Origin of the sequence: Streptomyces sp. MB09-02B, from assembly GCF_033794485.1 — a bacterium.
In the GTDB taxonomy this organism is placed as follows: Bacteria; Actinomycetota; Actinomycetes; order Streptomycetales; family Streptomycetaceae; genus Streptomyces.
In genome coordinates this window covers 1-12,183 of record NZ_JARGEE010000279.1, presented here as the reverse complement: position 1 = coordinate 12,183, position 12,183 = coordinate 1, and the positions used below count along the sequence as shown (strand labels likewise).

Below are 12,183 nucleotides of genomic sequence, written 5' to 3'. Positions count from 1 at the left end.
GGATGTAAGGCCGGGGGGGGGGCCGGTGGCCGGGGCGCCCCGACCGCCTGCTCAGCGGTCCGGGCGCCCCGACCGTCCGCTCAGCGGCGGCGGCCCCGACGCACCTTCAGCTCCTCGAACCGGGGCGCGTCGCCGTCCTGGATCCGCTGCCAGGTCCTGCGGTACAGCTCGGCGGCCGGTTCGGACGGCACGATCACGCCGAACGTCGCGTGCTCGGCGTTCATCAGGCCGGCGAACAGCGGCAGCTTCCACCGCTCCAGCGGCAGCCTCGGCGCCTTCGGGTCGACCCAGGCGCCCGGCAGGAAGAGCGAACGCCCGGCCCTGGCACGGCTGGCCTCCACCACCAGCTCGCCCCCGGCCAGTTCGGCACGGGCCGCCTTGAGCCGGGCCGGCTTCCACCCCGTCCAGCGGGCCGTCATGCGGTCCGTCGGGTCGGGCATGGCGAGCAGCATCAGATACAGCGTGGCGGCGTCCTCGCCGATGCCGTACTCCTTCGCCACCTCGGTCACCAGCTCGGGCACCGAACGGCTCGGGTCCTGCGGCCACCAGGTGCCGTCCTTGCCGCGCTCGCCCGCCACCGGGTCGCCCGGGTCGGCCAGCAGCGCGGCGTACGGGGCGGAACGGGCCAGCCGTAGCGCCACCTCGGCAGCGTAGGGCCGCTGGTCGTCGATGCGCAGCGCCGGCAGGTACGGGTCTTCGCCGGCCTCGTCGAGCAGCGCGACCCGGATGCCCGGCGCCGGCTGGTCGTCCTGGGTGGCCAGGACGACGGCGCCGTACCGCTCGAAGCCCTCGCCGACCTCGGTCGGGGTGCCCGCGGTCTTCCGGAACTGCGGGAGGCCGATGTACCGCCCGAGGTCCAGTACGAGCCCGGGGTGGGCGAGGCGCTCGCGTACGGCGGTGAGCGCGGCGGGCAGCGCGGCCCGCAGCGGATCGCCGGCGGGCAGCCGGTGGGCCAGCCAGGCGGCCAGGCCCACCGAGCCGACGAGGGTGTCGGCGGTGAACCCGACCGCGTCGTCGTCGACGGGCCGGACCCGGTCACCCTTGACCGCCCACTGCAGGTCCCGGGTGAGGCGGGCTTCACCGGCCGGGTGGAGCAGCGCGGGCAGGGCGCTCCGCAGCTCCCACGGGGAGTGCTTGACCGCGCGGGTCGCGTCGGCGATCAGTTCCTCGGGGATCGCCGTCCGCCTGCCCACCCTGCTGTTCCAGACCTCGGCCGCGGCGGCCACGTCCGGGCCCTCGGTCCACAGCCGGGCGGGCTCGGTGGGCAGTAGCGCGGCCACCACGGCGGCGCGGATCTCGCCGTCGACGGCCCGCAGTTCGTCCTTGGCGACGGCGGCGGGAGCCAGTTTCACCCCGATGGCATCGCGGGCCTCCGTGGACAGGAACACCCGCTGGTAGACGTCGACCTGGGGGAGTCCGGCGACGATCAGCCGGGCCATCGTCCCGGTGACCCCGGTGCGACGCGCGAACTCCTCGGCGGCTTCCGGGAACCAGGGGGCCGGGCCGCGCGCGGCCAGCTCCGCGAGGAACGCGCCGAGCCGGGCCGCATGCGCCGGTCCCGCCAGGGGGCAGGACTCGTGGAGCGTGTAGGGCTCCGGGGTCTCGAAGCGTCCCGTCGGGTCGTGGAAGAAGCCGGTGAAGACGGCGCCGTCGTCGTCGAGGGAGAGGCGTCCCACGATCGCGAGGAAGGCGTCGTCGCCCAGCGGCAGCAGGCCGTTCCATGTGCCGGCGCGCCATTCGCCCGCCGGGGTGCGCAACTGATCGGGCCTGAGGCCCAGTATCACCGCGCGCCACCGCTCGGACTCGGCACCGATGCCCAGCCCCAGCGCCGCGAACCGGTCGAGCAGGGCGCGCAGCGCCTCCCGGTGCTCTTCCGGGGTGGTGGGGGCCACGGCCCGGAAGACGATGGCGCTCGTGCGGTCGGCCAGCGACCACAGATCCGGTCGTCCGCTCGGCAGTTCGGTCCCGTCGAGGTGGAGGCGGACCGCCGCTCCCTTCGGTGCGGTGGTGGCGGGGAGGAGTCCGGCGGCCCTGCTCATCACCCGCAGCGAGCGGAAGACGGTGTCGGCCTCCTCGTCGCGGTTCCACCAGTGGTGGGGCGGCTCACCGAGCCCGCTCAGGGCGCTCTGGAGGACGGTGTCGGCGGGGCCCGCGGGTCCCTCCGGCTCGTCCACTCCCTCGTCCAGCGCCCGGGTGAGGCGGGACGCCGCCGCGTCGAGGACGGCCTGCTGCCCGGCGGCGTGGCGGACGACTCCGGCGATGCCCGCCACGAGGGCGTCATGGGTGACCGGCAGGAGCGCGCGGATCGCGTCGGGCAGGGCGTCCTTGTCCTCCTGCGCGGCGGCGGCCAGCAGGGCCGTCGACGTGGTCGCGTCGATGCGGCGCAGCGCGGCCGAGCCCTCCGGATCGCGGGCTGTCATGCACTCCCAGAACTGCACCGGCGGCAGCAGGAGCGTGCCCTCGCCGTAGACGCCCGGGGTGCGGTCCGTCTTCGCGACGGAGGTGACGACGCCGTCGGTGTCGACGATCTCCAGCTGCCAGCCGTTGCGGACCACGGCACGGGCCCGGTCGTCGCCCGGGAACACGACGAGCGCGGACGGCCGGCCCTTGCCGACGGGCAGGGTGACGGTGTGTCCGGCCAGGTCCTGCGTGCGGTAGGAGCCGTCGGGCAGCCGGACCGTGCGGAGGCCGACCACGCCGTCCACGGGTGCGGAGGCCGGCGCGTGGCCGACGGTCGGGGAGGGGCCGAGCCAGCCGCTGTCGTAGACGCTGCCGTCGGGAGCGTCGCGCAGCGCGTCGGCGAGGAAGGCGGGCATGCTCCTCCGCCCGCGCTTGTTCGTCGCCGGGTCGTACTCGTGGAACCCGTGGGTCTCCCGCTCGCCGTCCGCGTGCCAGACCCAGTACGAGGCACCGTCGAACAGCAGCCACCGCTCGTCGGGGACCGTGGTGTCCCCGGCGTGCAGCACCCCCGCTCCGGTGGCCCGGCCGCCGCCCGGCAGGGGCAGGGTGAGCTTCAGGTCGGCCTTGTACCAGTCCATCTCGGTGCCCCGGGTGCCGCCCGGGCCCTCCATGGTCCGGGGGCTGTCGGCGCGGGTGTGCCAGTACCCGCGCAGGCCGTTGTCGCGGGACCGCCAGTAGACGAGCAGCTCGCCGTCCACGTGGTGGAAGCCCGGGTCGCCCCACCTGTCGTTCGCGGGGACGCGCAGGTCGTGGGTGAGGAGGGTGCCCTCCGCGCCGATCACCCGGGCCTGTGCGGCGCCCGCCACGACGAGGTGCGGCCAGGCGTCGGCGACGATGATGTCCTCGACGTCGTTCTTCGGGACGAGCGTGGCGGTCGCGTCCTCCCAGGCGGGCCAGCCCAGTTCGTCGAAGAGCCCGGCGCGCAGCGTGCGTGACAGCACCGGCGCCAGGTCGGTGGAGACGGCGGCGCGCACCTCGTCCTCGGCGAGCGCCAGCGCCTCGGCGGGCAGCCACTTCAGCCGGGCGAGGGCGTCGGGCAGCTGGGGCAGACCCACGGCGGCGAACCGCCGGACGACCCCGCGCACCCACTCGGCCAGCAGCGGTCGCCCGCCCGGCGACGCGGCCAGCACACGGATCGCGCGCCGCCCCTGGTCGTCGTCGCCGAACCGGTCCGCGCCCCGCCGGAAGGCCTCGTGGAAACGGGAGTCGGCGGCCAGCGACAGCAGCTCGCGGTGCCCTTCGCCCGGCGCCCACTGCTCCAGCGGCAGCGCCCCGTCCTTCGCCGGGGCGGCCACCGGCACGTCCAGGGACAGCAGCAGATCCATCAGATCGACGTCGTGTGTGACCCGCAACTCGTGTCCGGCGGTGGCGAGTTCGGTGCGCAGCCGGTCTGCCGTCCGCTCGATCAGCGGATACAGCTCGGGCATCCGGGTGGAGCCGCGCCAGGACCGCGCCCGCTCACGGTAGGTCAGGAACCGCTCCAGCCAGCCCGCGGTGCCGTCGTGCGGACGCTGCTCCTCGGGCAGGGAGCCGTCCCACAGCCCGGCCGTGGCGCCGGAGGCCTCCAGCATGTCCAGCCACATCGCGGGCATGTCGTCGTCGTGGGACGAGGGGAGCGTGTCCAGCAGGGTGCCCCGCACCTTCGGCTCCCGCGCCGCCAGCGCCACCAGCGCCGTACGGTGGCCCTTCCACCAGCCCGCCGCCGCGCGCAGCGTCGACGGCAGGACCAGCAGTTCGGCCAGATAGTCCTGTTCGGTCAGGTCCGCGTCCCGGCCGGCGGCCCGCGCCAGCCGACGCAGGTCGTTCGCCATCTGCGCCGAGGGCGGCAGACCGCCCGCCGTGCGGCGCAGGCACAGCTTGGTGAAGCGCCGCAGCGCCTCCCCGGCCGGGACCCGCCCGGCCAGCTCCTTCGCGTACGCCGACAGCACCTTCACCGGGAGCGCGCCGGCCAGCGCGAACTCCAGGAACACGGCGTCGAGCCGCTCCTCCTCCACGACCAGCCCGTGCTCCGCCTCGGCCTTGCGGGCGCGGGTGAACAACTGGGCCGCGTACGTGGCGTTCTCCTCGGCGAGGAAGACCCGTCCGGCCTGTTCGAAGAAGGTCGGCAGGAAGTGCGGCACCGACGCCGCCAGCCGCTCGCCGAGCTCCAGATAGGCGTCCATGGCCGTCTTGGGCTTGGACTTCGCCTGCCGGGCCGCCTTCTCCAGGTCCGGCACGATGCCCAGCGCGTGGTGCCCGTCCTCCGGGTGGTGCACCAGCACCCACTCGGGGAAGCCCAGCGACTGCCGCAGCCCCAGCCCCACGACCGCCGGCTCCGCGTCCTGCTCCAGGCCCAGGAACCCGGCGGCCAGATCCTCCGCGGCGCCCAGCTCCCCGGCGACCAGCCGCACCACCACCCGGTCGTCCAGGCCCGGATGACGGTACGTCCGCGCCGTCAGCGGCACCGCCTGTTCCCCGGCCCCCTCGGTGTCCGGCGGCAGCACCCCTCCCGCCGCCAGCAGCTCCCCGTACGACACCTCAGTCCCCCCGCTCATGCGTCCTTGCCCTCCTCGATCACGCGCCCTGCGTACAGCGCCGCGGCCATCCGCATCCCCTCGGACCACGCCACCGGACCCACCTCGCCGAGCGGCAGGGCGTGCCCGTCCTGGTCCTGCCAGGTGAGGCTGCCGGTCTCCGCCTCCTCGTCCCAGTACGGCTCCCCGATCCACACGCAGGCCTCGACGGTGCGCTCACCGTCCCGGACCCGGGCGGTGGCGTACCCGCCCGAGACGCGGTACCCCAGGGACGTGGCGCGCGCGGCGAGCGCGAAGCGGGAGCGGTACCGGCCGCCGGTGAACTCCCGTACCTGGGTGGCCTTGGCGGCCAGGCCGTCCGGGCGCCGCCAGGTGGCCCGGTGTATCTGCTCGACGCGCTGGACGATGCCGAGCTCCGCCGCGAACTCCCGGATGTCGTCGAGGTCCGGCAGCAGCACCGGGTGCGGCAGGGTCACCGTGCGCGGGGAGAGACGGACCGTCTCACCGTCCAGGTTCACCACCCGCAGCTCGCCGGTGTCGGTGGCGCCCCGCAGGAAGCCCACCTCGTCCGGGTTGTCACCGACCACCGCGAGGTCGCGCAGCGCGGCCTGCCACGCCTCGTCCGGCCACACCCGGGCCAGCAGACCGGTGGGTACGGGCAGTGACGACACCATCCAGGCGTCCACCTGCGCGACGCACGCCGTGGCGTGCCGATCCAGCCACTCGGCGAACCGGCGCAGCCGGTCCACCTCGGGGTGGTCCTTCAGCGCCTTGGGCAATGACTTCAACTGCCGTCCCGCCGCACGGCCCGAGGTGGCTCGTGCGGCCACCCGCCCCTCCACAAGAGCGACTTCGTACGCGTCGCCCGCCGACAGCCAACCCACGAACCCCAGCCCCTAGCGTCAATTACACAAGAAGAAAGCACAGTTCAGCCGGGGAATCCCGGCCCAAGTGCGACCATGTGCGGAACGCTAGCGGCAGCCACTGACAATCGGTCCGGCGCCTCCCCGTGAGGCCCCCTCCGGCACGCCGGGACGTCCGACGGCGCAAGGGGCACGCGAGGCGATCCCTCCGGCGTCCGGCAAGCCAATCGAAGCGAACAAGGCAGGCGCATCCGTAGACCTACGTAACCGGAGTACGTATTACCGGCCAGTCGCCGTAGGCGCCGCAGCGGGGCCGTCGCGCGTCTGTCGCGCGTCTGTCGCGCTCACCCTCCGCAGTGACGCGCGCCCAGGTCGATGTCCGCGCTGGGGGGCGCCGATCGTCCGACGGGCGGCGCCCACCGGTGTCGGTCAGTCGCACCGTCCGGCCGCGCGCAGCGTGCGATACGCGCCAATGCCGCACGGATGCCGTCCCGCCCGCATCACGGTCCGAACCGGTGACACCAGCCCCGCCCGTACCCGCTGTCACATGGCGATCACCGTGCGCTGATGTGGGCTCCGGGGCGGCCGTCACGGGTCCACCGCATCACCTTCACGCGGCGCGCACTTCCGGCCGGGCCGCAGTCGGCCGCCGCCCGTCGGGGCAGACGGTGCGCCCGCCGGATGCCTAGCCTTCCGGCCCATGCGATCACCACTGATGAGACGCTTCGGCCTCGGTGCCGTACTCGCCCTCGCCCTCGCCGTGTTCGGCACGGCCCCCGGCGCGAGCGCGGCCGCCCCGGCCCCCGCGGAGCTGACGTTCGCCACCGACAGCGCCACCACCACGCCCGGCGGCACGGTCGACCTGTCGATGACGATCACGAACAACCACACCTACGACGTCTGGTTCATTTACCAGACCATCGAGCCCACCTGGCTGACCAACCAGCGCCCGGACCTGAAGTACTCCTTCACCGGCTGCAGCCTCGCCACGGCCGCCGGCGCCACCCCCTGTGGCGGGACCGGTCCCGCCAACCTCGGTACCAACTACGGCGCCACGATCCCGCCCGGCCAGAGCCGCACCGTCACGCTGACGCTGCAGGTCGCCGGTGACTCGGGCTGCAACGGGAACATCGGCTTCTACTCGTACTACTACGCCGAGTTCAGCGACAGCGCCAACGTCAGCGGCGGTCCGGTCTTCACGCCCGAGACCCGGGTGCTCTGCGCCTGACGGCTCGTCGACGAGGTGGGCGGTCGTGACGGAAGTGACCTGAAATGATCTGCGATCAGGCTTCCGTCATGGTCTGGACCACTGGCGAACGATCCGGCGGAGCCGGACGGTCCGCCGATGCGCCCCGCAGGGCCCGGACCAGCGCGCCGGGCCCTCGCGGTCGCCGTGCGCCCCGTGCGGGGGTGGATGAGAAAACGTTCAATTCGGTTCCAGGTTCGCCCACTTGGACACCTGCGCTTTTCCGTCATGTTTCACAGCATGGCCACGAAAGCCACACACAGACACCACTATGTGACGCGACAGATGCGTCGACGACCGGGTTCAGAGGGGGACGCCGGCGTCACGCAAGGGGGTGCGTCCGCTCCGGAGAGGCGTGCTCACCCCTGCCCGGGGAGGGGACTTCACCGCATGAAGCGGACTTCACGCACCACCGTGCTCACGGTGGGCGCGCTCATCGCCGTGCTCGGCCTGCCGGCCGGACCGGTCCACGCCGACGACACCACGCCCCGCGTCGATCTGCGGGTCCTGGTGGTCAGCGACGGCGGCCCGTCCACCGACGCGATAGCCGCCGAACTCACCACCGCCGGCACTCCGTACACCGAGATCGATCTGACCAGCGCCGACCGGCCGGTCATCGAGGCGGGCTTCCTCGCGGACACCGTCGACGGCCGCCCGCGCGCCAGGTACCAGGCGGTCGTGCTGCCCAACGACAACCCGTTCCCGGCCGGTTCCGCCGAGATGACGGCGCTCGCGGAGTACGAGCGGACGTACGCGATCCCCCAGGTCGACGCCTACACCTACGCGCGTCCGGAAGCCGGTTTGCAGTACCCGGTCCACGGCGGTTACTCCGGCAGCCTCGACGGTGCCGAGGCCCGGGTGACCGACGCCGGGAAGGCGGGCCCCTTCGGCTACCTCGACGGCGCGGTTCCCTTCGAGGACAACGACCCCGCCGTCGGCGAGAGTTACGCCTACCTGTCGAGACCGGTGACGGGCGCCGACTTCACGTCCTACGTCGACGCGGAGATCCCCGGCCGGTCCACGCGCGGCACCCTGGTCGGCGAGTACCGGCACGACGGGCGGCGTGAACTCGTCGTCACGTTCGTCTACAACCAGTACCAGCAGCAGTTCCGGCTGCTGGCCCGCGGCATCGTGGAGTGGATGACCGGCGGGGTGCACCTGGGCGCCTCCCGCAACTACTTCGCCGTGCACGTCGACGACGTGTTCGCCGCCGACGACCGCTGGAACACCGAGCTCAACTGCACCCCCGGCGACGTCGACTGCGCCGACCCGAACGTCGAGCCCGACCCCATCCGCATGACACCGGACGACGTCGACCACGCCGCCGCCTGGCAGACCGAGAAGGACTTCACGCTCGACCTCGCCTACAACGGCGCCGGCAGCGTCGACCACCGCGAGGACAACAACGGAGACGACGCCCTCACCGACCGGTTCATCGCGGAGCGCAACCGCTTCCGCTGGATCAACCACACCTACTCGCACCCCTTCCTCGGCTGCGTCCAGGACACCAGCGTGGTCCCCTGGAGATGCGCGACCGAGGCCGACGGATCCACCCGCTGGGTGAGCCGCGACGACATCTCCGACGAGATCGCCACCAACCGCGTCTGGGGCGAGAGGGCCGGACTCCCTCTGGAGAACGGCGAGTTGGTCACCGGCGAGCACTCCGGCATGAAGGTGCTGCCGCAACAGCCCGAGGACAACCCCAACCTGGCGCTCGCCCTCGACGACAACGACATCACCTGGCTCGGCTCCGACAACTCCCGCGAGCCCGCTCAGCGGCAGGTCGGCCCCGCCACCACCGTGCCCCGCCACCCGATGAACGTCTTCTACAACGCGGGCCGGGCCGCCGAGCAGGTCGACGAGTACAACTGGATCTACACCAGCCGCGCCCAGGGCGGCAGCGGCATCTGCGAGGACAACCCCGCCACCACCACCTGCCTCACGGCACCGCTGGACCCGGCCACCGGCTACGCGGAGGTCATCGTGCCGCTGGAGAAGCGGATCGCCCTCGGCCACGTCCTCGCGGGCGACCCCAAGCCGCACTTCATCCACCAGTCGAACCTGGCCGAGGACCGCATCGCCTACCCGGTGCTCGACGGTGTCCTCGACGGCTACGCGGCCCTGTTCGCCGAGAACACCCCCGTGGTCAACCTGCGGATGAAGGACATCGGCGCCGAACTGCACCGCAGGGCCGCCTGGCAGGCCGCGCTCCAGGCCGGCGACGTGACCGCCCACCGCATCGGCGACACCGTCACCGTCGAGGCACCGGACGGCGTCGCGGTCACCGTCACCGTGCCCACCGGCACCACCCTCGCCGGCTCTGCCTTCGGCGACGCCTACGCGGGCGCGGTCTCCGGCTGGACCCCCTCCACGGGCGCTCCCCTCTCCCTCGCCCTGCCCACGCCCCCCGACCCCTCGGCCGCCGACATCTCCGAGCCCGTCGAGGCCACGGCTCCCGCGCCGGACACCCGTGTCCCCGCGGGCGTGAGCGAGAGAGTGCCGTACACGGCGGACACCGACACGGCGGACAAGGGCGCCGCGGACACCGGCACGGCGGACCCCGACACCGCCGGTACGGACACCGCAGACACCGACACCGCGGACGACTGACCCGCGGCACCCGCCCATCGAGCCGTCCCGGCCGCGCCACCCGCGGCCGGGAACGGCGGGAACCACCCCTCACCACGGCCGTGGAGCACACCGATGCCCGTTCCTCCCGACGCGCGCCGACTCGGCGCGGCGCGCGTCACCCTCCTCACCGAAGGCACCTATCCCCACAGTCACGGCGGCGTCAGCGTCTGGTGCGACCAACTCGTCCAGGGCATGCCGGACCTCGACTTCGACGTCATCGCCGTGACCGGCACCGGACGCGAACCCCTCGTCTGGGACCTGCCCGCCCACGTCTGTCGTGTGCTGTCCGTCCCCATGTGGGGCGACCCGCCCGAGGGCCGTGCGCCCCGGGGCCGCGCCCGTCACCGCCTCACCACCGCCTACGAACGGTTCCTCACCGCCCTGCTCGACCCGGGCGCCGAGGACGGCTTCGCGCCCGCCCTGTACGAACTGGCCCGGGCCGCGGCCGACGGCACACTCAGCCCCTTCCTGCGCTCGGACCGGGCGATCGCCCAGCTCACCGCCGTCTGGAACCGCCCGGGCCTCGCCGTCCGCGAGGCGCGGCCCACCCTGCACGACGCGCTCACCGCGACCTCCCTGCTCGAACACGCCCTGCGCCCGCTCGCCGCGCCGCCGCCCGAGACCGGCGTCGCGCACGCGGTGAGCGGTGGCGTCGCCGTCCTCCCGGGCCTCGCCGCCCTCGAACGGCACGGCGTCCCCCTGCTGTTGACCGAACACGGCGTCTATCTGCGCGAGCGCTACCTCGGCTACCGCACCGCCCCCTACCGCTGGCCCGTCAAGGCGGTCGTCCTCGGCTTCTTCCGCCTGCTCGCCGAGGAGACCTACCGCAGGGCCGCCCTGATCACCCCGGGCAACCGCTACAACCGGCTCTGGGAGGAACAGGGCGGCGCCGACCCCGAGTCGATCCGCACGGTCTACAACGGCGTCGACCCCGCCGCGTTCCCGCCCGCCGGTCCCGAGCCGCAGACGCTCACCCTCAGCTGGGCCGGCCGCGTCGACCCCATCAAGGACCTGGAGACCCTCATCCGGGCGTTCGCCCTCGTCAGGGCCGAACTCCCGGACGCGCGGCTGCGGTTGTTCGGCGGTACACCGCGCGGCGGCGAGGCCTACCGGGAGCGCTGCGAGGCCCTCTCCGCCGAGCTGGGCCACGGCGACGCCGTCACCTTCGAGGGCCGCGTCGACGACATCAAGGACGCCTACGCGGCAGGCAACGTCGTCATGCTCTCCAGCATCAGCGAAGGCTTCCCGTTCACCCTCATCGAGGCCATGTCCTGCGGGCGGGCCACCGTCTCCACCGACGTGGGCGGTGTGCGCGAGGCCGTCGGCGACACCGGGCTCGTGGTGCCACCGCGCGACCCGGAGGCGATGGCGAGGGCCGCGGTGGAGCTGCTCGGAGACCCGGCGCGCCGCCGGGCCATGGGGGAGGCGGCCAGGCTCCGGGTGATCGAACAGTTCACCCTCCGCCGCACCATCGACACCTTCCGCTCCATCTACCTCGAACTGCCCACGCTGGAGCTGCGGCCGACGACCGTCGGGATCCCGGCGCCCGCGCCCGCCCCGATCAGCACGGTGGCCGGATGAGCGGCCCCCTGTCACTCGAACCCGGCGGCGTCGAACAGGACACCCTCGCCATCCGGCTGGCCGACCGGCGCCGCCCGCGCCGCCGCCCCAGCTGGGCCCTCGGCGACGACACCACCCTCACCATCCGGCTCCCGCACCAGGGCCCGGACGAGGACGCCGTCAACGAACTCGCCGCCGAACTGGCCGACCGAGTCGGCCCGGCCGTCCACCCGTACGAAGTGGCCGCCCTGCTGGAGGCGGAGGGCCTGTCCGCCTCCCTCATCAGGGAACGCTACGGCCACCCGAACCTCTTCTCGCTGGCCTCGGCGCTCTACGAACGGGTGCCCCGGACCTTCCCGGAACCGGCCGCGACCGCCGACCCCTGGCGCCCGGACACCGTGCGCTGCCTGCTGCGGGGCTTTCTCTTCGCCCTGCCCGGCCTCGCCTATCTGCTGACCGCCCCGCTGTGGAACCCCGGCGCACACGCCCCGGCCCTCATCGTGGCGGGACTCGTCGCCTGGGCCTGGGGCCAGGCCCTCGGCCACCGCGCCCACCTGCGGCTGTCGACCGGGCGGTACGAGGCGGGCCGCACGCTCCTCACCGGCGCCCCCCTCGGGGCGCTCGTCGCCACGGCGATCGCGGCACTGCCCGCCGACGGCGGCCCGGTGACCCTGGTGGCGGCCGCCCAGTCCCTGTACCTGGGGGCGGCCGGCGTCCTGCTGGTCCTCGGCCGGGAGCGCCAACTGCTCGCCGCGCTCAGCCCGTTGGTCGCCGGAGCCGCCGTCCTGCCCTGGTGGGAACCGGGTCCCTGGCTCCGCACCGGACTGCCCGTGCTCGCGCTGCTCGCTACCCTCGCCGTCACCGGCCTGACCCTGCGTGCCGTCCTCGCCACCCCCGCCGTCCTGGACGC

5 protein-coding genes and 1 pseudogene are annotated in these 12,183 nt (G+C 73.8%); 4 read left to right on the top strand and 2 right to left on the bottom strand.

Annotated elements, in window-relative coordinates; all coding sequences use genetic code 11:
- Positions 1-80: 80 nt before the first annotated feature.
- A complete protein-coding gene (locus P1P70_RS30525; RefSeq protein ID WP_319243487.1) occupies positions 81-4,994 on the bottom strand; it encodes a DNA-binding protein in 4,914 nt (1,637 codons plus the stop codon).
- A complete protein-coding gene (locus P1P70_RS30520) occupies positions 4,991-5,857 on the bottom strand; it encodes a DUF4132 domain-containing protein (protein ID WP_319243485.1) in 867 nt (288 codons plus the stop codon). Before P1P70_RS30520 ends, P1P70_RS30525 begins: the two co-directional genes overlap by 4 nt.
- A 694-nt stretch (positions 5,858-6,551) precedes the next feature.
- Here P1P70_RS30520 and P1P70_RS30515 point away from each other — a divergent pair.
- From P1P70_RS30515 to P1P70_RS30500, 4 genes and pseudogenes are all read left to right on the top strand, one after another.
- Positions 6,552-7,064 (top strand): hypothetical protein, encoded by a 513-nt coding sequence (locus P1P70_RS30515; RefSeq protein WP_319243483.1) that lies wholly within the window; start codon positions 6,552-6,554, stop codon positions 7,062-7,064.
- 408 nt (positions 7,065-7,472) lie between these two features.
- Positions 7,473-9,692 carry a hypothetical protein gene (locus tag P1P70_RS30510; RefSeq protein ID WP_319243481.1) on the top strand — a complete coding sequence of 740 codons (2,220 nt, stop codon included), beginning with the start codon at positions 7,473-7,475 and terminating at the stop codon, positions 9,690-9,692.
- 93 nt (positions 9,693-9,785) lie between these two features.
- On the top strand, positions 9,786-11,294 hold the full coding sequence (gene pelF / locus P1P70_RS30505) for a GT4 family glycosyltransferase PelF (protein WP_319243479.1): 1,509 nt from the start codon (positions 9,786-9,788) through the stop codon (positions 11,292-11,294).
- Positions 11,291-12,183, top strand: a pseudogene (locus tag P1P70_RS30500) (hypothetical protein); the annotation flags it as partial. The gene pelF and the pseudogene P1P70_RS30500, both read left to right, overlap by 4 nt.

Excerpts from the sequence above, each read along its gene's own strand:
- P1P70_RS30515 (WP_319243483.1), top strand. The coding sequence starts at position 6,552 with ATGAGACGCTTCGGCCTCGGTGCCGTACTCGCCCTCGCCCTCGCCGTG.
- pelF (WP_319243479.1), top strand. The coding sequence starts at position 9,786 with ATGCCCGTTCCTCCCGACGCGCGCCGACTCGGCGCGGCGCGCGTCACC.
- P1P70_RS30525 (WP_319243487.1), bottom strand. The coding sequence starts at position 4,994 with ATGAGCGGGGGGACTGAGGTGTCGTACGGGGAGCTGCTGGCGGCGGGA.
- P1P70_RS30510 (WP_319243481.1), top strand. The coding sequence starts at position 7,473 with ATGAAGCGGACTTCACGCACCACCGTGCTCACGGTGGGCGCGCTCATC.